The 23482-nt window shown below is 42.9% G+C and carries 20 protein-coding genes; 18 read left to right on the top strand and 2 right to left on the bottom strand.

Features of this window, described 5'->3' with window-relative positions; all coding sequences use genetic code 11:
- Window positions 1–159: 159 nt before the first annotated feature.
- The 7 genes from trpE (at window position 160) to trpA (ending at window position 6526) form a co-directional block, all read left to right on the top strand.
- Complete coding sequence (gene trpE / locus ACVRZ8_RS02410) at window positions 160–1530, top strand: anthranilate synthase component I (RefSeq protein ID WP_447447734.1); 1371 nt, start codon at window positions 160–162, stop codon at window positions 1528–1530.
- Entirely contained in the window at window positions 1514–2080 is a 567-nt protein-coding gene (locus ACVRZ8_RS02405) for an aminodeoxychorismate/anthranilate synthase component II (protein WP_447447733.1), read from the top strand. The genes trpE and ACVRZ8_RS02405 overlap by 17 nt, the downstream gene beginning before the upstream one ends.
- Before the next feature lie 124 nt (window positions 2081–2204).
- Window positions 2205–3209 (top strand): anthranilate phosphoribosyltransferase, encoded by a 1005-nt coding sequence (gene trpD, locus ACVRZ8_RS02400; protein WP_447447806.1) that lies wholly within the window; start codon window positions 2205–2207, stop codon window positions 3207–3209.
- Window positions 3206–3973 (top strand): indole-3-glycerol phosphate synthase TrpC, encoded by a 768-nt coding sequence (trpC, locus tag ACVRZ8_RS02395; RefSeq protein WP_447447732.1) that lies wholly within the window; start codon window positions 3206–3208, stop codon window positions 3971–3973. The genes trpD and trpC overlap by 4 nt, the downstream gene beginning before the upstream one ends.
- Window positions 3960–4541, top strand: a complete 582-nt coding sequence (locus tag ACVRZ8_RS02390; RefSeq protein WP_447447731.1) for a phosphoribosylanthranilate isomerase — start codon at window positions 3960–3962, stop codon at window positions 4539–4541. The genes trpC and ACVRZ8_RS02390 overlap by 14 nt, the downstream gene beginning before the upstream one ends.
- Complete coding sequence (trpB, locus tag ACVRZ8_RS02385; protein WP_447447730.1) at window positions 4538–5740, top strand: tryptophan synthase subunit beta; 1203 nt, start codon at window positions 4538–4540, stop codon at window positions 5738–5740. The genes ACVRZ8_RS02390 and trpB overlap by 4 nt, the downstream gene beginning before the upstream one ends.
- Before the next feature lie 3 nt (window positions 5741–5743).
- Complete coding sequence (gene trpA / locus ACVRZ8_RS02380) at window positions 5744–6526, top strand: tryptophan synthase subunit alpha (RefSeq protein ID WP_447447729.1); 783 nt, start codon at window positions 5744–5746, stop codon at window positions 6524–6526.
- A 31-nt stretch (window positions 6527–6557) separates the two neighbouring features.
- Here trpA and ACVRZ8_RS02375 read toward each other — a convergent pair whose 3' ends face one another.
- Window positions 6558–7307, bottom strand: coding sequence for a MurR/RpiR family transcriptional regulator (locus tag ACVRZ8_RS02375; RefSeq protein WP_447447728.1), 750 nt, complete (start codon window positions 7305–7307; stop codon window positions 6558–6560).
- A 142-nt stretch (window positions 7308–7449) separates the two neighbouring features.
- On the opposite strand from ACVRZ8_RS02375, the gene ACVRZ8_RS02370 reads away from it, so the two are divergent.
- The 7 genes from ACVRZ8_RS02370 (at window position 7450) to ACVRZ8_RS02340 (ending at window position 18034) form a co-directional block, all read left to right on the top strand.
- Window positions 7450–9303: a glucose PTS transporter subunit IIA gene (locus ACVRZ8_RS02370; RefSeq protein WP_447447727.1), complete on the top strand. Its 1854-nt coding sequence runs from the start codon at window positions 7450–7452 to the stop codon at window positions 9301–9303.
- 13 nt (window positions 9304–9316) lie between these two features.
- Window positions 9317–10789: a glycoside hydrolase family 1 protein gene (locus tag ACVRZ8_RS02365; RefSeq protein ID WP_447447726.1), complete on the top strand. Its 1473-nt coding sequence runs from the start codon at window positions 9317–9319 to the stop codon at window positions 10787–10789.
- A gap of 150 nt (window positions 10790–10939) precedes the next feature.
- Window positions 10940–11374, top strand: a complete 435-nt coding sequence (locus tag ACVRZ8_RS02360) for a CopY/TcrY family copper transport repressor (RefSeq protein ID WP_447447725.1) — start codon at window positions 10940–10942, stop codon at window positions 11372–11374.
- Between the two features lies 1 nt (window position 11375).
- Window positions 11376–13697 carry a heavy metal translocating P-type ATPase gene (locus tag ACVRZ8_RS02355; protein WP_447447724.1) on the top strand — a complete coding sequence of 774 codons (2322 nt, stop codon included), beginning with the start codon at window positions 11376–11378 and terminating at the stop codon, window positions 13695–13697.
- A gap of 5 nt (window positions 13698–13702) precedes the next feature.
- The gene (locus ACVRZ8_RS02350) at window positions 13703–14587 is read left to right on the top strand and encodes a cation diffusion facilitator family transporter (protein ID WP_447447723.1); all 885 of its coding nucleotides are present in this window, start codon (window positions 13703–13705) and stop codon (window positions 14585–14587) included.
- Between the two features lie 32 nt (window positions 14588–14619).
- Window positions 14620–14823: a copper chaperone CopZ gene (gene copZ, locus ACVRZ8_RS02345; protein ID WP_447447722.1), complete on the top strand. Its 204-nt coding sequence runs from the start codon at window positions 14620–14622 to the stop codon at window positions 14821–14823.
- Between the two features lie 289 nt (window positions 14824–15112).
- Window positions 15113–18034, top strand: a complete 2922-nt coding sequence (locus ACVRZ8_RS02340) for an FAD-dependent oxidoreductase (protein ID WP_447447721.1) — start codon at window positions 15113–15115, stop codon at window positions 18032–18034.
- Between the two features lie 100 nt (window positions 18035–18134).
- Here the strand turns inward: ACVRZ8_RS02340 and ACVRZ8_RS02335 are convergent, their stop codons facing one another.
- A complete protein-coding gene (locus ACVRZ8_RS02335; protein ID WP_447447720.1) occupies window positions 18135–19013 on the bottom strand; it encodes a LysR family transcriptional regulator in 879 nt (292 codons plus the stop codon).
- A gap of 155 nt (window positions 19014–19168) precedes the next feature.
- Here ACVRZ8_RS02335 and ACVRZ8_RS02330 point away from each other — a divergent pair, with 155 nt between their 5' ends.
- From ACVRZ8_RS02330 to aroD, 4 genes are all read left to right on the top strand, one after another.
- Window positions 19169–20386, top strand: coding sequence for an MFS transporter (locus ACVRZ8_RS02330; RefSeq protein ID WP_447447719.1), 1218 nt, complete (start codon window positions 19169–19171; stop codon window positions 20384–20386).
- A 65-nt stretch (window positions 20387–20451) separates the two neighbouring features.
- Window positions 20452–21324: a shikimate dehydrogenase gene (locus tag ACVRZ8_RS02325; protein ID WP_447447718.1), complete on the top strand. Its 873-nt coding sequence runs from the start codon at window positions 20452–20454 to the stop codon at window positions 21322–21324.
- A 32-nt stretch (window positions 21325–21356) separates the two neighbouring features.
- Entirely contained in the window at window positions 21357–22556 is a 1200-nt protein-coding gene (locus ACVRZ8_RS02320) for an MFS transporter (protein WP_447447717.1), read from the top strand.
- A 53-nt stretch (window positions 22557–22609) separates the two neighbouring features.
- Window positions 22610–23362, top strand: a complete 753-nt coding sequence (gene aroD, locus ACVRZ8_RS02315) for a type I 3-dehydroquinate dehydratase (protein ID WP_447447716.1) — start codon at window positions 22610–22612, stop codon at window positions 23360–23362.
- Window positions 23363–23482: the final 120 nt, after the last annotated feature.

Genomic DNA, 23482 nt, shown 5'->3' with positions numbered 1-23482 from the left:
CAACGGTTCAAGCGTAATGTCGCAATACCGCCTTAAGAGAATCCTATGAGGCTGAGTTTACTGCTATAGAATCTTATCAATGTTTGATGCGCACAAAGCTGACTGCCGCAAAATACTCTTACTAAATAAGGATACCTCATTAGAGAAAGGAAAAAATAGATGAAAAAGGTTTTACCAGCTGATATTTTAACACCGATTTTGGCTTATATGCGTGTGCAGGGTCAGCACAAGATGATTTTGGAATCTATCCCCCGTGAAAAAGAAAATGCCCGTTTTTCTATCGTGGCATACAATCCTGTTTATGAAGTCAAATTTGAAAAGGGGATTCTGACGCAAAACGGCCAGCCTGTTGATGCCGATCCTCTGGACTTTATCAGCCAGCTGACCGTCAAAAAAAGCCATTCAGAAGATTTGCCCTTTAACGGCGGCGCTATTGGTTTTGTCGGCTACGATATGATCGGTCTTTATGAAAATATCGGGCAAATTCCAAAGGATACGATTGGTACGCCGGATATGCACTTTTTTGTCTACGAATCCTACCTGATTTTCGACCATAAGAAAGAGAAGGTCTTTGTCGTAGAGGACAATGTTTATACCGGACGCAGCCAGGAGGCTATGAGCCTAGCCTTAAACCAGGTGGTAGATAATCTGCAGCGTCCGATTCTTGATGAATTCACGCCTCAGGAGCTGAGCTCGCTTTCTTTTGAAAATCATCTTGAAAAAGAAGTTTTTGAAGAAATGGTTGCCCGAGCTAAGGACTTGATTCGGCAGGGAGATATGTTTCAGTGTGTGCTCAGTCAGCGCTTTTCATCGGATTTTACCGGCCGTCCTCTGGACTATTACCGGAATCTGCGCGTGACCAATCCTTCCAATTACCTTTATTTCTATGATTTTGGCGATTATCAGATTATCGGAGCCTCGCCGGAGAGCTTGGTATCGGTCAAGGACGGGCTTGTAACAACCAACCCTATAGCGGGGACACGGCCCAGAGGTAAAAGCGACGAAGAAGACCACGAGCTGGCTCAAGAGCTGTCAAACGATATTAAGGAAACTGCTGAGCACCGCATGTTAGTCGATTTGGGCCGCAACGATATTGGCAAGATTGCAGAGATTGGCTCGGTTCAGGTCACAAAGTATATGGAAGTGGAGTATTTCCGCTATGTCATGCATCTGACCAGTGTGGTTAAAGGTAAGCTCTTGCCTGCTTTGACGGCTATGGATGCACTCAAGTCAACCCTTCCGGCCGGAACCGTTTCCGGGGCTCCTAAGATTCGCGCCATGAAGCGTATCTATGAACTTGAAAAGGAAAAGAGAGGCGTCTATGCGGGAGCTATCGGCTATCTGTCTGTAACAGGAGATATGGACTTTGCCATTGCCATTCGGACCATGGTTTTAAAGAACCAAAAGGCTTATGTCCAGGCAGGAGCGGGAATTGTCTATGACAGCGTCCCTGAAAATGAATATTATGAGACGCTCAACAAGGCCAAGGCCATGACTAGAATAGGAGACAGCGATGATTCTGTTGATTGATAATTACGATTCTTTCACCTACAATTTAGCCCAGTATATAGGGACTTTTACCGAGGTTAAGGTGCTGCGCAATGATGATGAGGGACTGTATTTGGCGGCTGAGGAGGCAGATGGTCTCGTTTTCTCACCGGGTCCCGGCTGGCCGGCCGATGCGGGGCAAATGGAAGCTATGATAAAGGACTTTGCCGGAAAGAAGCCGATTCTGGGAATTTGTCTGGGGCATCAGGCTATTGCTGAAGCTTTTGGCGGCCGACTGGAGCTGGCGAACCAGGTCATGCACGGCAAGCAAAGTCTGATTCAGCTGGATAGGCCGTCGCTTATTTTTGATGGGATTTCGGATCAGATTGCCATTATGCGCTATCATTCCATTATCGTAGAAGACCTGCCTCAAGGGTTTGAAGTCACGGCCCGTACGACGGATGATCAGGAGATTATGGCTATTCAAAATGCAGAGCTGGGCATTTACGGCCTGCAGTACCATCCTGAAAGTATCGGAACGCCTGACGGGATGAAGATGATTGAAAATTTTGTGGGGCTAGTCACTCAATAGCCTAGTCCTGCAAGAGCAAGCCTAAAAAGATTGGGAATTATCTTGCCGCAAGTTTGCAGGAGGTCAGCCCCTGAGGGAATTATCTTACTGCTAGGCTGCAAAGAATCACGAAAGAAGGAAAATGATGAAAGAAATTTTGACACAAATTGCCAACCGCAAGGATTTGTCTGAAGAGCAGGTTGAAGCCCTCTTTGACAAGATTTTGCAAAACGAAGTCTCAGAAAGTCAGATTGCTGCCTTTCTCATGGGATTGAAAACCAAGGGAGAGACAGCTGCTGAAATTACAGGGATTGTTCGTGCCCTTAAAAAGCACGCAACAAAGTTGCCTCAGTCCTTTGATGATGCCATGTGTAACTGTGGTACAGGCGGTGACCAGTCTTATAGTTTTAACATTTCCACGACAGCCTGCTTTGTTCTAGCCGCTGGTGGCGTACGAATGGCCAAGGCTGGCAACCGTTCGGTATCTTCAAAATCAGGGTCTGCTGATGTTTTAGAAGCCTTGGGAATCAATATTGCAGCGACTCCTGAGACCCTATCAAAAGCCTTGAAGGAGGTTGGTTTAGCCTTTATCTTTGCTCAAACCATGCACCCAGCCATGCGCTTCATTGGCCCAGCACGTCAGGCCTTGGGGATTCCAACCATTATGAATTTAGTAGGACCTTTGGCTAATCCCATTGATTTGGACACCCAGCTCATGGGCCTTTACCGTGTGGAATTGCAGGAAATCGCTGCTCAGGCCATGCAGAAACTTGGCCGCAAACGTGCTCTTGTCATCACAGGGCCTGATAATATGGACGAGGCTGCACTCTATGGCACCAACACCTATACGCTCTTGGAAGATGGCAAGATTAGCCAGCACAGCTTTACCTACGAAGACTTGGGCATGCCAAAGGTTGAACTAACAGACATTGTCGGCGGTGATGCCAAGGAAAATGCCAAGATCTTGCTCAGCGTTCTCCAAAATGAAGCTAGTCCTTACCTTGAAACAACTGTTCTCAATGCGGGTCTTGGGTTTTATGCTAATAGCAAAGCTGACAGCATAAAGGATGGTGTGGACTTAGCTCGCAAGCTGCTTGCAGACGGTTCAGCCCTTGCCAAACTCAGACAGCTTCAAGAGGTACAAGTATGAGTAAAGAATTCTTACCAACGATTTTAGAGCAGAAGGAAAGAGAAGTGGCAGCTCTTGACATGGAAGATTTGCAGCCTCTTCGGCAAACCTACCGTCTTTATGATTTTCTCAAATCTAATCAAGACAAACTCCAGATTGTCGCTGAGGTTAAAAAAGCCAGTCCCAGTCTGGGTGATATTAACCTTGATGTAGACATTGTGGCACAGGCCAAGGCCTATGAAAATGCCGGTGCAGCCATGATTTCGGTCTTGACAGACCAAGTGTTCTTCAAGGGTGACATTGATTATCTGCGTCAGATTTCAAGTACAGTTGCCATTCCTACCTTGGCTAAGGATTTCATCATTGATGAGAAGCAGATTGTCCGCAGCCGAAATGCTGGGGCAACGGTGATTTTGCTGATTGTAGCTGCCCTGCCAGAAGAGCGCCTTAAAGAGCTCTATGACTTTGCGACAGGTTTGGGTTTGGAAGTCTTGGTGGAAACCCACAATCTGCCAGAGCTAGAAGTTGCCCACCGCATTGGTGCCGAGATTATTGGGGTTAACAACCGCAATCTGGTGACTTTTGAAACAGATATCAATACCAGTCTGGAACTGTCCGTCCATTTCAAAGACAGGCCCGTTTACATTTCTGAATCTGCCATTTTTACAGGTCAGGATGCAGCGCTGATTGCGCCCTATTTCAACGGCATTCTGGTCGGTACGGCTCTTATGAAGGCTGATAATGTATCTGATAAGATAAAGGAGCTCGCCATTGACAAAGGTTAAGATTTGCGGGCTATCCACGCCTGAGGCAGTTGAGACGGCAGTTAAAAGCGGTGCCGACTATATCGGTTTTGTCTTTGCGCCGAGCAAGCGCCAGGTGACCTTAGAGCAGGCAAGCGAACTGGCAAGGGCTATTCCGGCAAGCACCCAAAAAGTCGGTGTTTTTGTCAGTCCGACCTTGCAGGAATTGGAAGCAGCCATCGCCGCGGTGCCGCTTGATCTGGTGCAGATTCACGGAGACTTTGCTGAAGCGCTGATAGCGGAGATTTCGGTGCCTGTGATTCGTGCCATTCAAATCAAAGACGATCAAACACAGCTTGACAGCGCAGCTGATTATCTGCTTTTTGACGCTCCTGTGGCAGGTTCAGGCCAAACCTTTGACTGGCACTTATTGGCGGAGAAAGAAATTAGAAAACCTTTCTTTATCGCGGGCGGTTTGACAGCAGATAATGTGAAAGAAGCGCTGAGTCTTTTCCAACCCTACGCAGTGGATGTATCGTCTGGCGTGGAAACGGCTGGCAGCAAGGACTTAGACAAGATTAGATTATTTATAGAAAGAGTGAAAGCATGACATATCATCAACCAGATAAAAAAGGATTTTATGGAAAATTTGGCGGACAGTTTATTCCAGAAACGCTGATGACAGCGGTTATTGAGCTTGATGAAGCCTACCGTGAAGCTAAGGCAGACCCGAGTTTTCAAGCAGAACTGGATGAATTACTAAAAAACTATGTCGGCCGCGAAACGCCGCTTTATCATGCTAAGCGCTTAAGTCAGCATATTGGCGGTGCGCAAATTTACCTCAAACGTGAGGACCTCAATCACACAGGTGCTCATAAAATCAATAACGCTCTGGGGCAAGTCCTCCTTGCTAAACGCATGGGCAAAAAGAAGATTATTGCTGAAACAGGAGCTGGTCAGCACGGCGTCGCAACGGCAACCGCAGCAGCGCTCTTTGACATGGACTGTACTATCTACATGGGTGAAGAAGATGTCAAACGTCAAGCCCTTAATGTTTTCCGTATGGAACTCTTGGGAGCTAAGGTCTTTTCAGTGACGGATGGCTCGCGCGTGTTAAAAGATGCGGTCAATGCGGCTCTGCGTGCTTGGGTGGCAGGCATTGAGGATACCCACTATATCATGGGCTCTGCTCTTGGCCCAGCACCGTTTCCAGAGATTGTCCGTGATTTTCAGTCGGTCATTGGTCAGGAAGCTAAGCGCCAGTTTACTGAGATGACAGGGAAAGATTTGCCAGATGCGGTTATGGCTTGTATTGGCGGCGGCTCAAATGCTATTGGGATGTTCTACCCATTTGTTAATGACAAATCAGTTGCCATGTACGGTGCAGAAGCCTCTGGCCTTGGACTCGATACGGACAAGCATGCAGCGACCTTTGCCAAAGGCCGTCCAGGTATTTTGCACGGTGCGCTTATGGATGTCTTGCAGGACGAACATGGTCAGATTATGGAGGCCTTCTCAATTTCAGCTGGTCTTGATTATCCGGGCGTTGGGCCGGAGCATTGCTATTTCAATGAAATCGGCCGTGCCACTTACGACTCTATCACAGATGAAGAAGCTCTTGAAGGCTTCAAACTGCTGTCTCGACTTGAAGGGATTATTCCAGCGCTCGAGTCCAGCCATGCCATTGCTCTCGCCCAAAAGGTTGCTAAGAATATGCGTCCAGACCAGTCCCTGATTATCTGTCTGTCAGGACGCGGTGATAAGGATGTTATGCAAGTAAAAGAGCGTTTTGAAGCAGAAGGGAAGTAAGTTATGACCAAGACATTGACGAAATATTTAGAGACGATTAAAGCCAGCCGCAAGGGGATTTTTGTGCCTTACATTATGGCTGGCGATCATGAAAAGGGACTAGATGGCCTCTTTGATACCATTGCTTTTTTGGAAAACAGCGGTGCTTCTGCCATTGAAGTCGGTATTCCTTGGTCAGACCCAGTGGCTGATGGCCCTGTCATTGAGTTGGCAGGGCAGCGCAGTTTAGCTAAGGGAGTTACTCTGACTACTATCATCAAAAAATTGCAGGAGCAAAAGACCGATGTGCCTCTGGTCATCATGACCTACATCAATCCTGTGTACCAATACGGAATTGAACCGTTCATCAAAGATTTAGCTGAGACTTCTGTCAAAGGGTTGATTATCCCAGACTTGCCGCATGAGCATGAAAACATGATTAAGCCTTACCTTGATGAATCAGATATTGCGCTGGTTCCCTTGGTGAGTTTGACGACAGGACGTGACCGCCAAGAGCTCTTGATTGCTGGTGCTGAAGGTTTTATTTATGCGGTTGCTATCAATGGTGTTACTGGTAAGGCAGGCAGTTATCGTGACGACCTTGATCAGCACTTGGCACATCTGCGAGAGGTTGCTAAAGTTCCTGTTCTAACGGGTTTTGGGGTTTCGACCAAAGACGACATTGCCCGTTTTAACAAGGTCTCAGACGGCGTGATCGTTGGCTCTAAAATTGTAAAATACCTGCACGAAGGCAAGGAGGCGGAAATAGCAGACTTTATTACATATGGAAGCAGTTATGAGAAATAAAAAATCTGGAATCATTAGATTCCAGATTTTTTCAAAGTTCAGAATGCAGCAAATTGAGCAACAACTCAACGAATAAGGTTGGAATAGACTGTAAATCAATAATTGACTCCTTTGAAAAAGAATTTCCAGGCAGGGTAATGACCTGTTTAAAATATTTTTTAGATTGAGCATGACTGTTAAGCGTCACAAGGTAAGATTTTTCAGGCATGTTTTTTGAAATAGCACTAAGAGAGCTATTAAAATTAGACAGGGAACCAGACAAGGAAAACATGATAAAAGTATCTTCTTCAGCAATAATATTGGTTAGGTGAGCCCCACTGTTTAAGTCGGTCGCGATATTGCTGATGATTTCCAAATCCTGCAGCCCATAATGGAGCTGACGAGCCGGTAAAGATGAGAGGTGAATACCAAAAATATGCAGATGAGAACTCAGCCTAATATCTTGGATTAATTGTTCAATGCTTGTCCGATTAATGGATTTTAGCTGATTCATAATAACAGTATATTCATCAACCATATGATCCCAAATATCCTCTGAAGGCTTCTGATAAGACTTGTGAAGATAATCAATAACATCATAACGGAAGTCTTTATAGCCCTTGTATCCGAGAATCTGGCAGAATCTTAGAACAGCAGAAGTAGAGGTTTTACATTCAGCTGCTAGTTTTGAAATTGTAATGGTCTCAATTCTTTCTAAGTTATTCTTGATAAAGAGGTAGACTTTTTTTTCGGTTTTTGAAAAATTCTCCTCTTGACGTTTCATTTTTTGCAGTATATCCATACAAACTCCCTTCATAAGCATTGTATTTACTTTTGATAAAAATGTCAAAAGATATTGACAAGGTTGACATAAGTAGTATAATAATTTTGATAAAATTTACAATTATTTTTGGTAAAAATTCCAAAATAGGAAGGAGTTATTTATGGATTATCAAAAATTAGCAAAAGATATTATTGACAATGTTGGGGGTGTTGATAATATCAAGGTGCTTTCTCACTGTATGACAAGGCTTCGCTTTAATCTTAGAGATGTTTCTAAAGCCAATAAGGCAAAGTTAGAGGCGCTGGACGGTGTTATAGGCGTTGTCTATGCAGGCGGCCAGTATATGGTTATTTTAGGTCAGCATCTGGTACAAACCTATGATGTCATTATGGCAACTTATGATATTGAAGCTGGCCATGTTATTGATGAAAATCTTGATGGTGATCTTGTTACTAAGGAGCCTTGGACTCTTAAATCCGCTCCCGGCAAGATTATTGGCTTTGTATCAAGTTCTGTAACGCCAATGATTCCAGGGCTGATTGCAGGCGGCATGCTCAAAGTTGCTTTGATTTTAATAACAACTTTTATTAGTAAAGACTTTGAGACCTCTTCTAGTTACTTATTGCTGTCAGCCATTGCAGATGCACCCTTTTATTTTATGCCGATCTTTGTAGCTTATGGTGCAGCCGTAAAACTAGGAGGAACTCCTATTTACGCTATGGCTTCGGCTGCTGCTCTTCTTCATGGTAACTTTACAACCTTAGTAACGGCAGGGGAACCTATTAGTTTGCTTGGACTGAATGTGCGCTTACTCTCCTACGGAACTTCAATGCTTCCAGCTTTACTGATTGCTATCGTGGCTTATTATGCTGAAAAATACCTCAATAAAATCATTCCAAATATTTTTAAGGCTATTTTTGTCGGTATGGGGACAATCTTCATTGCCGGCAGTTTAGGTTATCTTATTTTAGGACCTATCGGAAATATTGTTGGTCAAGGTATCGCAGCCATCTTTATGTTTTTGGACAGCACTGTTGGTCCACTTGCTGTTGGACTGCTTGCTGCAGCCCTTCCATGGATGGTAATGGCAGGAATGCATACAGCTATCACGCCGTTTATGCCTCAATTGCTTGCCAATCCTGGTTATGATGCCATGCTTCGTCCAGCTTTCCTAATGCATAATATGGCTGAAGGCGGAGCGGTTATTGGTGTAATTGCACGCACCAAAGATAGACTTAAACGCAGTGAGTATATTTCCATTGCTATTGGCTGTATAATAGCTGGTGTTACTGAACCAGCTATTTATGGAGTCAACTTGAAATACCGTAAGCCAATGTATGCGGTTATGATAGGCGGCTTTGCAGGCGGTGTTGCTGCCAGCCTTATGGGAGCTAGAGCTTATGAAATGGGATATTCAAATGTTCTGGCTCTTCCGATTTTTGGAAAAACAGTTATGGCAGCAGTTGTGGGCATTATTGTTACCATTGTTGTAGCTGCTATTGCATCTTTTATCTTAGGGATTGATGATGAAAAAAGTTCAGCTGAAAACGTGACTGAACCTGTAAGAGCTGAGGTTCCAGATACTGCTCTTGTAGCTGTTACAGAAGGTCAATTAATACCACTTGAAGAAGTTTCAGATGATGTTTTCTCTGCTAAATTAATGGGTGATGGCGTTGCTATTAAACCAAGCAGTGACTTTATTTCAGCGCCAGCAAATGGTACACTGACCAGCCTTTTTCCAACAGGTCATGCTTTTGGCTTAACTAGGCCTGATGGTGTTGAAATCCTGGTGCATATTGGTATCAATACGGTTGAGCTTAAAGGTCAGGGATTCGATGTTTTGGCAAAGCAAGGTGATACTGTACGAGCAGGTCAGCCAATTGTAAAGATTGATCGCACAGCTATTGAAGAAAAAGGTTATGACATTACGACGATGACCATTATTACGGATACTAAAGGTAAAGACATTCACCTGAAAACGTCAGGTGAGGTAAGGTCAGGAACAATTTTGTAAAGGAGATGACAAAATGACTTATCAATTACCAGACGGATTTCTTTGGGGCGGTGCAACCGCAGATTTTCAATACGAAGGCGGCTTTGGTGAGGGTGGACGAGGCTTGCTTTCTCATGACTATGAGACAAACGGTTCTCCTGAAAATCCGCGCCATCATACCATGAAAATGCCAGACGGTTCTATTATCAATCCGCGCAGTTCTTTTTTCTATGCCGATCCGATTCCAAAAGAAGCTCTGCCTGTTTTTCTTGAGAAAGACTATTATCCAAGTCATAAGGCGGTTGATTTTTATCATCATTACAAGGAAGATATTGCTTTGATGGCGAAAATGGGGTTTAATGTCTTTCGCTTCTCAGTCTGCTGGTCACGTATTTTTCCTACAGGAGAAGAGGATGTGCCTAACGAAGAAGGTCTTCAGTTCTATGATGATGTTATCAATGAAATGGCCAAGTATAAAATGGAGCCGCTTATTACTATTTGCCATGATGAAATGCCTATCAATCTTGCCCTTAAATACGATGGCTGGTCTTCGCGCCATGTCATTGACTGCTATGTTAAGTATTGCGAAGCGCTTTTTAAACGCTATGGCGATCGCTGCCGTTATTGGCTGACTTTTAATGAAATTAATGCAGTACGCGGTTTTGGTTCCTGCGGGACACGTCAATCAACTGGTCAGGATCGCTATCAAGCCGTCCATCACATGTTTGTTGCAAGTGCACGTGCAGTGAAACTGGGGCATGAACTGATGCCAGACAGCCAGTTCGGGGCTATGTACGCTATGAGTGAACTTTATCCAGCTACCTGCAAGCCAGAAGATGTTTTCCATCGCCTGCAGCAACGCCGTGAAAATTGGTATTTTATTGATGTCATGGGACGCGGTTATTATCCACGGTATGCCCGTGGTATTTGGGAACATCATGGTATTGATAAACTCCAATTTGAAAGTACTGACACAACGATTTTACAAGAAGGACAGCTAGATTTTATTGCTTTTAGTTACTATCGTTCCAATACGACTAAAGCAGGTGACGATTGGTTCAATGTGGGTGGTTCTGCTAACCCTTATTTAAAAGAAACGTCTTGGGGTTGGGGAGTTGATCCGCTTGGGCTCCGCCATGTTATGAATGAAATCTATGACCGCATTCAAAAGCCGATTTTTATCGTTGAAAATGGTTTGGGAGCCCTTGATCAGGCAGATGACAATGATTATGTAGAAGATGATTACCGAATTGCCTATCTTCGTGACCATTTGCGGAATATGGCTGATGCGATAACGATTGATGGTGTTGAGTGTCTCGGTTATACGATGTGGGCTCCGATTGATTTGGTATCGCTGTCAACGGGCGAGATGAAAAAGCGCTATGGTTTTGTCTATGTTGATATGGATGACAAAGGAAATGGCAGTTTAAAACGAACGCCTAAAAAATCTTATCATTGGATGAAAGAAATTATTGCTTCAAATGGCGCTAAACTTGCTGAGCTTTAACCTCTTTTTATAAGTCCGGTATTATTTTAATATCGGATTTTTTAGTAGCTGCGGCAAATTAATTTACAAATGTAAATATTTTTCTTGACTTTTTCTTTGGCTGGAAGTATAATTAGTTTACAAATGTAAATATTTTGGAGATGACTTGTTATGAAAACTATTTCGTCATCTGAGTGGGAAGTTATGCGAGTGCTGTGGGCCAAGCGAGAAACTACCAGCTCAGAAGTTATTGCTATTTTGTCAGCTAAACAGGGCTGGTCAGCCTCAACCATTAAGACATTAATCGGACGTTTAGCTGATAAAGGCTATATCCACAGCCATCGTCGAGGGCGTTCATTTATTTATCACGCCACTTTGTCTGAAGAAGAGGCCAATAATTTGGCCTTAGATGATGTTTTTGGAAGGATTTGCGTGACCAAGCACAGCGCTCTCATTTATCAGTTGATTGAAAAAACACCGATGACTGCAGCTGATATTCAAACTTTAGAAGCGCTGCTATTGGCCAAAAAAGACGAAGCTGTTGAAGAGGTCGTTTGCCACTGTGTGCCTGGACAATGCAACTGTCACAGCTATTTGGAGGTGTAAGATGCGTCAAGAAACCTTTGTTGTTGATGGTATGACCTGTGCGTCTTGTGTTATCAATGTTGAAAATGCTGTTAAAAAATTAGATGGGATTGAATCTGCTACCGTTAATCTGACCACAGAGAAGATGTCAGTATCCTATGACGATGCGAAGCTGTCTGAGGAATCCATTGAACAGGCGGTTGCTGCTGCTGGCTATGGGGCTCATGTCTATCAGAAAGATCGAGAAGATTCTCAAGAAGAGCGTGAACTGAAGCGCTTGACAGGGATGAAGAGCCGTCTGATTTGGTCTTCAGTTTTTACCATTCCCTTGCTTTATATTTCGATGGGTTCAATGATTGGTCTGCCTTTGCCGGTAATTTTACACCATGAAGCTCATCCTATGATTTTTGTGTTAACCCAGCTCTTTTTGACTCTGCCTGTCATGGCAATAGGCTGGCACTTCTATACTAATGGCTTTAAAACTTTGTTTAGGGGACATCCTAATATGGATTCCTTGGTAGCAGTGGCAACCAGCGCAGCCTTTTTCTATAGTCTCTATAGTGCCTACCATGTTTATCTGGGGCATCATCACCATATTCATCAGCTCTATTTTGAATCTGTTGCTGTTATTTTGACCTTGATTACACTGGGGAAATTTTTTGAAACCCTCTCCAAAGGAAGAACTTCAGATGCTATTAAGAAATTGATGCATTTGTCAGCCAAGGAAGCCCATGTCATACGTGATGGGGCTGAAGTGACTTTGCCTATTGATCAGGTTATTTTAGGCGATCAGGTTTTGGTTCACCCAGGTGAAAAAATTCCTGTAGATGGGCGTGTCCTTTCAGGCCATTCGTCGGTTGACGAATCCATGCTGACGGGAGAATCTATTCCTGTTGAAAAAGCCGATGACAGTCAAGTTTTTGGCGGTTCTATCAATTTGCAGGGCGCTTTAACCATTGAAGCGGAAAAATTAGGAGATGAGACCCTTTTATCTCAAATTATTAAACTGGTAGAAGAAGCACAGGCGACGAAGGCACCGATTGCTAAAATTGCAGACCAAGTATCAGGAGTTTTTGTGCCAGTCGTTATGGCAATTGCTCTGGTAACCGGTTTGGCATGGTTTTTACTTGGCGGTGAATCCTTTACTTTTGCTCTGACAGTTGCTGTCGCGGTTTTAGTGATAGCTTGTCCGTGTGCGCTTGGTTTAGCAACCCCGACTGCCATTATGGTCGGTACGGGATTAGGTGCAGAACACGGTATTCTTTATAAAACCGGTGACAGCTTGGAACTTACCCATCAGGTAGATACCATCGTCTTTGACAAGACAGGAACGATTACACAAGGAAAACCCGAACTGGTCTCTTTAGCAGCTTACGATGCTGTGTCTGATTTACTTTCTGAAGGCTTGATCACAGCGGCTGGACAGACAGCTAATCTAGCAAATGAAGAAAATGACTCTTTAAAAGCTGAACATAGCAGAGCTGTCTTGCAGCTGACCGCTTCTTTAGAAGCCTTATCACAGCATCCTATTAGCTCTGCCATTGTCCAAAAAGCTAAGGAGACAGGTCTGGCTCTGCTGGAAGTCTCAGACTTTGAGTCTTTAACAGGTTTTGGACTTAAAGGAACGATTGCTAATTTGGAGATTTTTGTGGGAAATCAATCGCTCATGGAAGAAAAAGGCATTTCGCTGACGCAAGCGCAAGATGATTTTGCCCAATTAACTCTTAAGGGACAAACGCCAATCTACGTGGCCAGTCAAGGCCGGCTCTTGGGTCTTCTGGGAGTCGCAGATCAGCTCAAACCCGACAGCCAAGAGGCTATCAGCAAACTTAAGAAAAAAGGCTTGAAACTAATCATGCTGACAGGGGACAATGAGCAGACGGCTCAGGCCATTGCTCGGGAAGCGGGTCTTGATCAGGTTATCAGTCAGGTTCTGCCAGATCAGAAAGCTCAGGTTGTTTCTGATCTAAAAGCAAAAGGGCATAAAGTTGCGATGGTTGGTGATGGCATCAATGATGCCCCGGCTCTTGCAACTGCAGATGTTGGTATTGCTATGGGTTCTGGAACAGATATTGCCATTGAATCGGCAGATGTTATTTTGATGAAACCTGATTTGACAGATGTTGATAAGGCCTTGACGATTAGCCGAGCAACGATTTCAACGATTAAAGAAAATCTTTTTTGGGCCTTTATCTATAATGTTATCGCTATTCCGGTTGCTATGGGTGTCCTCTACCTCTTTGGCGGTCCTCTTTTAAATCCAATGATTGCTGGCCTAGCTATGAGCTTCTCATCGGTATCGGTCGTATTAAACAGCCTGCGTCTCAAAACCAGAAAGGTTTAAATATTATGGGGCAGAAGTCTCTTTCCCACTCATCTCGTTCGGATAAGCCAATTTTTATCGCTTTTGTGGCTAATTTGGGCTTTTCCATTTTAGAATTCATTTTTGGTCTGCTCTTTAATTCAGCGGCTATCTTGGCTGATAGTATCCACGATTTTGGAGATGCCCTTGCTATTGGTCTATCCTATTACTTTGAAAAAGTTTCTGGACGGGACAGTGACGGTGATTATACTTTGGGCTACCTGCGCTTCTCCCTTTTAGGGGCCATGCTGACATCAACTATCCTGATTGTTGGATCAAGTTTGGTGCTTTGGGAAAATGTACCCAAGGTTTTCCATCCAGAAACTGTTAACAGTCGAGGAATGTTTTGGTTGGCGATTATTGCTATTATGGTAAATCTTCTGGCCAGCCGAGTGCTGGATAGTGATCATTCTGAGCAGGAATCAGTGCTGAGCCTGCATTTTCTCGAAGATATTTTGGGTTGGTTAGCAGTTTTACTAGTCTCTGTCATTTTGCAGTTTACAAATTGGTATTTTTTGGATCCCCTTTTGTCAGTAGGAATTGCTATCTTTATCTTATCAAAGGCACTTCCCAAGTTTATCAGAAACCTTACCGTCTTTTTGGAAAAACGTCCAGCCAGTCTGAACTTAACGGAATTAGAAGCTCAGCTATTATCCTTAGATGGTTTAGAGACCATCAATCAGTTCAATGTTTGGTCTATTGATGGCCGACATCACATTGCCATGCTTCATATTCAATGTGCTAAGGGAACTAACGAGTTGGCTGTACGTGATGCTGTACATCATCTTTTGATAGACCATAATATCATTGAGTCAGCGGTTGAATGCGACAGTTCACTGTTGGAACATAACCACCATTGTCCAAAGGCTTAGCCTTTCCCATCAATAATAAAAAGGAGAATCTTATGTCAAAAACTTATAAAATTGCAGGAATGAAATGCGAAGGCTGCGCTAAGAATGTCACTGAACGGCTTTCTGCTGTGCGCGGTGTAGAATCTGTGTCTGTTGATCTAGAAAAAAAGCAGGCAACTATTGAAGGAAAGCCTTTTAAGCTTAGTCTCAAGCGGGCTCTTAAAGGCACGAACTATGAATTAGGAGCAGAGGTTTAACGCTCTTTTTAGAAAATCATTTAGAATGAAAAGCCAAGTTATTTTTGTTGAAAATATCTTGGCTTTTTTACTTGTTTCATGAGAAAAAACATCGGATTTTCAGAAAAACGAATTTTTAAAAATGATTGCTATAACAGATAAGTAATCGGTTTCATTTTTTTGTAAAAAAATTCACAAAACATCGGATTTTGACTTTTCAAAAGGTTCAAAAAACTATATAATGATTCAATAAAGAAGTTAATAATTAATAAATAATTTTTATAGATTTAATAAATAAGGGGGTATCTTTATGTCAAAATTATTTACTGAGTTGACCTTACCGAATTCGCAGGTCACTCTGAAAAATCGTATTGCCATGTCTCCTATGACAACGGAATCCGCTTACTATGACGGCGGTGTACCGCGGGAGCTGATAGACTATTATGCTCGCCGATCGGGTCAGGCAGCCATGATTATTGTTGAGTCCTGTTTTATTGATGACAAAGGCCGTGGCTTTAATGGTGCTCTTGGGATTAACAGTGATGATAAAATAGAAGGTTTGGCAGAATTAGCCAGTGCTATCAAGGACAAAGGTTCAAAGGCTGTTGTTCAGATTTACCATGCAGGTCGGATGGCCTTTCCTGAAATGAATGGCGGAAGCAATCCTGTTTCGGCCAGTCCCGTTGCCGCCCTTCGTCCCAATGCACCTGTACCGACAGAAATGACCCATCAGCAGGTTTTGGATGCGATTCAAGCTTATGCTGATGCTGCCCGTCGTGCTATCAAGGCAGGGTTTGATGGTATTGAACTTCATGGGGCTAATACTTATCTCTTGCAGCAATTCTTCTCACCTCATTCCAACCGTCGTAGCGATGCTTGGGGAGGCTCACGTGATAAGCGTGCCCATTTTGCTATTGAGGTTATCAAGGCGGTCAAGGCCGTTATTGCAGAAGAAAAGGCAGATGACTTCATCTTGGGCTATCGTTTTTCGCCAGAAGAACTGGAAGAACCGGGGATTCGTTTTGACGATACCATGTATTTCCTGAATACTATTGCCAGCTATGGTTTAGACTATGTCCATTTTTCAATGGGTATCTATACTCGCAGTTCAATTGTTGATACAACCGACCATGAAATGCTGGTTGCCAAATACGTCAGCCAGCGTTCAGAAGAATTAGCTCAAATTCCTGTCATTGGGGTCGGTGCCATTGTTCAAAGGGCTGATGCTGATGAAGCTTTAGAGTTGGGTTATGATATGGTTGCTGTCGGGAAAGCTTTTCTGATTGAGCCTGATTGGCCAGAAAAAGTCAAACGGCAAGAGGAAGTGCCGACTTTTGCTGACGTTTCTCAGCGTCGTGAATTGGTTATTCCCCGTCCGCTTTGGACATTTATGGATTCGACCTTCTCTTTAGTCAAAGATGCAGCAGAAGAAAAAGAAAAAGCTGCACGTCTTAAGGAATTGCTGAGCCGAAAACTTTCCTTCAAACCAGGAGCCTATAATGTTATTGCGCATGGTCACAATAATGATCTGCCGATGGTTGTGGAATTTTCAAAAGACGCTATCACTAAGATTTCCATTGATAATTCAGAAGAGTCGGAAGGGCTGTCAGACACCGTTATTGAAACCTTACCAGATCAGATTATCTCAGCTCAAACACTGAATGTTGATGCTGTTTCAGGAGCATCAGCTACCTCAAAGGGTGTTATTGACGGCGTGGCTGACGCCGTAGAAAAAGCCGCAGATACTGAGACTGTTGAAGTTCTCAGAGCTCGTCCAAAACCAGTAACCGAATATTCTACTGAAGTGGTTCAGGAAGAGACTGATTTGATTGTTGTGGGCGGAGGAGCTGCAGGAATTTCAGCTGCTCTTAGAGCTGAACAGGAAGGATTACGTGTCAGCTTGATTGAAAAACTGAGTTTCATCGGCGGAGCTATTTCTGTCTCTGGCGGTAATCAAGTAGTCATGGGATCTAAACTGCAAAAAGCTGCAGGTGTTTCGGATGATTCTGCACTCTTTATGGTAGCTGACTTCCTTAAAAATGGTAATGGAGAAAATGTTGTTGAACTGTTGGCCTTGCTCGCCGATAATGTTGGTCAGACGACTGATTGGGTTAATGAGTATATGGGTGTTCAGTACGATACAGATGAAGGCCTTCATATTTTAGCAGAATACAGCAAAAATCGTGAGTTAGCCTATAAAGACGGAGGTCATGGCTTTGCAGCTGCTGTTCGCAAGAAAATGGCAGAATCAAGTGTTAATCTGCTTTTGAAAACACGTGCTACCAAACTGATGACCAATGATAAGGGTGACATTACAGGCTTGATTGCTGTGGAAGAAAACGGAAAGACGCACCGCATTTCGGCTAAAGCTGTTATCTTAACGACAGGCGGCTACGGTAATAACAAAAATCTGCTGCCTGATGATCTGCGTGATGTACTTTTCTATGGAACCAAGTCATCTATGGGAGAAGGCTTGCAGATGGCACAAGCGCATGGTATTGATGCTGCCACTCGTATGATGAATTACGGTAAGATCTATCCAAATGGCATTGAAGTATCACCTGGTCAGGCTAAATCAACTATTGGCGGGAATATCGCTGTGCTTCGTGAGAATGCTCTTTTAGTCAATACAAATGGTCAGCGTGTGGTTAATGAACGTGCTTCTAATCATGATATTTTAAATGTTCTGATGCAGCAAGATCCTAAGATGCTCTATATTCTTATGGATCAGGAACACTTTGATATTTTCAAAGAAGAAGTAGCAGAAGGCGGCATTTCTAAACAAGACATTGCTGCTTGGCTGGAAAATAATGGCAGTCAAACGCCATATTTCTTCCATGCGGATACACTTGAAGAACTGGCCAAATTAGCCGGTATGGATATTAATGCTCTTGCTAGCACGGTCAAACGTTACAATCAATTTGTTGCTGATGGACGTGATCAAGACTTTAACCGTCAATTACAGTTTTTACAAAAACCAATTGGACAGGGGCCTTATTATTTGGTTGAACAAAAACCGCGTTTTGCTACTACTATGGGTGGTCTTGTGGTTAATACCAATCTTGAAGTGGTCAATACCAGAGGTGCTTTGATTGAGGGGCTCTATGCAGCCGGTGAAGTTGTCGGCGGTGTCATGGGGACAGATTCGCCATCAGGTGCTAACAATGCTTGGGCTCTAACTTCAGGAAAATTAGCAGCCGAGGCTGTCGTCCGTGATATTAAACGGCAGTAATATCTGTTTGAAACAGTAGAAGTGTCTGAGTTAAGAGAGCAGATTCAGCCTGAGCTCTTCCTATCCTGTTCTTGTCAAAAAAATGAGCTCTTAACAGGGCTCATTTTTGATGATAGGATAGGCAAAATTCTTTGAATTTCTCTACAATAGGCGGAATGTAGGCATTTTTTCGCGTCGCTAAATAGATATTACGCTGATCAAATTTATCAGAGATAACTAGTTTTTTGACAGGATAGGAGGAAATAGACGGAATATTTGGCAAAATAGCAATGCCGTAACCCTGCCCGACAAAACCTAATATCGTATGATCCTCTTCAACTTCAACGACAGGGTTGATCTTTAAATTGCGCTCTTGAAAAAGCCGATCCAGATACTGACGCAGTCCAGATTCTTGATTGAAATAGACCAATTCATGCTGACTGATCTCTTCTAGCGAGATTTCTTTGTGTTTAGTTAATTGGTCATTTTCAGGAACCACAACAACCAATTCTTCAAAAGTAAAAGGAGTAAATGACAGACTGTCATAGCCCTGAAATGAGGAGACCATAGCCATGTCAAGACTGCCGTCCAATAGCTGGTTCAGCAGCTGCTTGGTATTGTTTTGTTTGAAGTGAAAGGTAACATTGGGATTTTCCTTCACAAAATCTTTAGTCAGATGAGGAACCATTTCTGACCCCATCGTGTAGATAAAGCCAAAATTAATTTCACCATTAAATAGGTCAACAGAGTCTTTTAACAGGGTGTAGCCTTGGTTTAGCTGATCAAGAGCAGCTCGGACATATTTGTAGTAAAGCTTGCCGTGTTTGGTCAGCTGGATATTGCGCCCCCGCTTTTCAAAGAGAGGGATTCCCAATTCTTTTTCCAGCTCATGAATGGTGTAACTAAGGTTAGGCTGAGAAGTGTTAAGCAATTTAGCCGATTGGGTCATATGTTCGGTCTGAGCTAGGCTGACAAAATATTCAAGTTGCTGCAGATTCATAACAGAGCTCCTTATTTATTAAAAACTAAAATAGATTTGCCATATTTTGATAAATTGATTTTATCATATTCATAAAGAAATTCCCAGTAGTTTTGAAAGCGATTTTTTGCTATAATAATTAGTGAAAATCATCACGAATAAAACGTGATAAAGGGGTGGTTTCAGTTAAAAATACACATTATCTTCCCTTGGTTACTAGTTTATATATCAACTATATTTTTCAAGGGATAGCAGCTATTGTCATTACTCAAAACAAAACGGTTTTCCAAGAAAACTGGGGAGTTAGTCTGAGTCAGGTGACTTTGGTTGTATCAGCTATAGGGATTGGACGGATCCTTTTTCTCAACTTTGCCGGATGGCTGAGCGATTATATGGGACGTAAGCCGATAGTTATCATTGGAGTAACAGCCTATTCAGCCTTTTACTTAGGATTGATATTTTCAGCTAATTATTGGCAGGCTATTATTGCAGCCTTGCTGGCAGGCGGTGGAAATGCTTTTTTAGATACCGGAACTTACCCGAGTCTAGTTGAGGCTTTTCCTTCTGAAAAAGACAGCGGAGCTTTGTCTGTTCTCAACAAGGCCTTCATCTCTATTGGACAGTTCATCTTTCCCATTGCCACCCGCTGGACTATTCAGCAGAATTGGTCTTTTTCGGTGACCTTATTTGTTTGTGCTGCTGGTTTGTTTATTAATGGCTTTTTTCTGTGGCGTATGACTTTTCCTCAGAAAACCAGCCGATTGGCTAAAACAAAGCCTGCTTCTGCAGAGGCAAGAAATAAAACGGCTAAAGAAGTAGCTTCAAAATTTCATATTGAAGGCTTAGCCTTGTTAGTTTTTTCCTTCGTGTCGGTGTCCCTTTTCAATATCTTTGTTTGGTGGATAGCCAGTTTTGCAGAAAAGACAGTAGGCCTCTCTTCGGCTGACAGCATGTTATTTGTTAGCTATTACAGTCTTTTTTCCTTCCTTTCGGTTTTTGCAACTTCTTACATCACAATGAAAAAGGTCAACATTCCCAACCTGATGATGCTCTGTGTAGCTTTGACCGGTTTGGGCTTGCTTTATATGCTTTTGTTCCCTTCAATTGTTAGTTTGTGGGTGGCCAGTGCGGTGGTTGGTTTTTTCTCAGCTGGGGGCATTTGGCAGCTGGGTTTAGCCCTTCTTTTGGAATTTTTCCCGCAGCGCAAAGGTGTTGTAACCAGTTATTATTCTTTAGCGACAGCTGTTTCTCTTTCTACAACTCCTTATTTTACAGGGTTAATGGCAGAGGCTGATATTTATATTGTATTTATCTATAATGTTATCTTGGCAATCATTGGCTTTATTGCGCTAGCTATTGTCAGACAGCGTTATCGTAAAGTTATTGTTAACTAGGATTTTATCATTCGTTAACATTGGTTTTGATTATTATATTTTTTATTCAGAAAAGAGGTATTTCTATGGCAGAACGTATTACAGGACACACACTCCTTGTTTCCCTTATTGCAACTCCGATTCGTCACTCAATGAGTCCGACGATGTGGAATGAATCCTTTGCCAAAAATGGTATGGACTATGCTTACTTGGCTTTTGAAGTTGGCAATGACCAGTTAGAAGATGCGGTTAAAGGCATTCGCGCTTTGGACATCAAAGGTTCCAATGTCTCCATGCCTAACAAACAAAAAATCATCCCACTTTTGGATGAAATTTCTCCTGCTGCAAAATTAGCTGGCGCTGTTAATACCGTTGTCAATCAAGACGGTCATTTGGTTGGTCATGTCACAGACGGTACTGGCTGTATGCGTGCGCTGCGTGAGGAAGGCTTTGATATTAAAGGTAAAGTGGTTACTTTAACAGGTGCTGGCGGTGCGGGCACAGCTATTGCCATTCAAGCATCACTTGATGGTGCCAAAGAAATCCGTATCTTTAACCGTGACGACGAACATTACGCTACAGCTGTTGAAAATGCACGCAAGGTCAATGAAAATACAGATACAGCAGCAACAGTCACTCCGCTTGAAGATCAGGAAGCCTTTAAAAAATCAATCACAGAAAGTGATATTTACATTGATGCGACAAGTGCTGGTATGCATCCGCAAGAAGATGTCAGCCTTTTAGATGATCCATCAGTACTGCGTCCAGATCTCGTTGTCTTTGATGTTGTCTATGCTCCAGCTGAAACAAAATTGCTTAAATTTGTTCGTGAGAATGGTGTGACTAAAGCTTATAATGGCCTTGGTATGATGCTTTATCAAGGTGCAGAAGCCTTTAATCTTATCACCGGCGAAGAAATGCCAATTGACCATGTTAAACAAGCACTTGGTCTTGACTAATCACAATAAGGAAATTAAAAAGAAAGTTTATTATGAAAAAACATAACTATTATTTAACAGGGCTTAGCCTCTATATCAACTATATTATTCATGGTATCGGGGTTATTATCATTTCTCAGAATAAAGACTCTCTTGGTCTCCAATGGGGAACAAATGCTGCGGGCGTTATGACCGTTGTTTCCATGCTTGGGATTGGTCGTTTGATTGCCATCATTTTCTCTGGCTACCTCTCAGACAAATTTGGTCGTAAGCCCTTTGTCTACCTAGGAATGGCGTCCTATATTCTTTATTTTGTGGGACTGATTTATGCGCCTAATATCACTGTTGCTATGATTTTGACGATCATCGCTGGTATTGCTAATTCCTTCCTTGACTCTGGAACTTATCCAGCACTTATGGAATCATTCCCTAAAGCAGCTGGTACAGCAACGGTTCTTATCAAAGCAGCTGTTCAAATTGGACAATGGATTTTGCCATTTATTCTTATCCTTGCTTCAAGCATGGGACATTACCAATTGACTTTCTGGCTTGCAGCTATTGTCCTTGCTCTTAACGCCATCTTTATCTGGGCTGTACCATTCCCAGATGAGGATGCTAAGGCTGCTGCAGAGTCTGGCGAATCTGTTGAAGAAGAAGCAACAACAGTATTTAAATCAAAACCAAATATGTTTATTGAAGGTGCTGCCTTTGTTGTTTACGGCTTTATTTCACAAGCGACTTTTTACACGATTTCACAATTTATCTCAGCTTATGCCCAAGATTTTGCTGGCATGGGAGAGAAAGCGGCATCGCTTTTGATTACTTATTATTCAACAGGGACGCTTATCTGTGTAGCTTTCACAGCTCTCGTTGGTCTGAAAATTCGTCCCGTTAATCTCGTTTTGCCTTATACTTTCATGTCTATGCTAGCTATTGGTGCGATGACACTTTTCCCAAGTCCTACGGTCTTGACCATAGGTGCGGCTCTGGTTGGTTTCTTCGCAGCAGGTGGTGTGATGCAGCTTGGTTTGACCGTTATGGGAGAATTCTTCCCAACTGGTAAAGGTACCATTACCTCTATTTTCTATACATTTGGTTCTATCGCATCATTTGCTATTCCATTCTTTGGCGGACGCATGTCAACGCAAGGTGTTATGTGGATGGATACAATTTTTGCCATCATTGGCTTTGTGATTGCTGTGATTGTCTTTATTCGTTACTACCAAGTGATTGACACAAAAGCAAGCAAATAAAATGATATGGGATGGGACTTGTCCCGTCCTTTTTTAAAAAGAAAGGAAAAATTATGTCTACTGTAACTGTTGAAAATGTTGTTCTTGGCCAAGGACGTCCTAAGATCATCGTACCGATTGTCGGCACTACAGAGGAAGCTATCTTAAAGGCTGCTGCTGAGGCGCATGATTTGGACTGCGATCTTATTGAGTGGCGGATTGATTGGTATCAGGATGTTGCTGCAGAAGGTGCAGCTGCTGCTCTGTCGCACAAGGTTAAAAAGGCTATCCAGAAACCTCTTTTAGTAACGTTTCGTACGAAAAAAGAAGGCGGCGAAATGGAGCTGTCTGATGAACTTTATTTTGCTATTTATCGAGATATTCTTGAAAATGGCGCAGCTGATTTGCTGGATGTAGAGCTCTTTATGGATGAAGCAGAAGTGGCTGTAACCGTTGATTTGGCACACAAGAAAGGCGTTAAAATTGTCATGTGCAATCACGATTTCTTTGCCACTCCAGCCAAAGAGGAAATCGTCAAACGTTTAACGGCGATGAATGCTAAGGGAGCTGACATTTGTAAAATTGCTGTGATGCCGCAGTCAAATGAAGATGTTTTGACCCTTTTGTCTGCAACTGTTGAAACTAAAAAAACAGTCAAAAAACCACTTATTACTATGTCAATGGGTGCTTTAGGCATGGTCAGCCGTGTCTCTGGCGAAGTCTTTGGATCAGCTGCTACCTTTGGTGCAGCTAAACAAGCTTCAGCGCCAGGCCAAGTACCAGTTGGACGTTTGCGCGATACCCTTGAAACTTTAAAATTGTCTTAAGCAAAAAATGGAGGTTGGGCAAAAGTCCAACCTCTTCAATTAGAGTTTGTTTTAACATCATAAAGCAGTGGTTGGGACTCAAAACATCTACTGGACGTTTTGAGGTAGCCAAGTGGCTTT

The sequence above is a fragment of the Streptococcus dentiloxodontae genome (genome assembly GCF_053206925.1).
The sequence above is the reverse complement of the archived record's forward strand: the minus strand, read 5'-3'. Positions and strand labels throughout refer to the sequence as shown.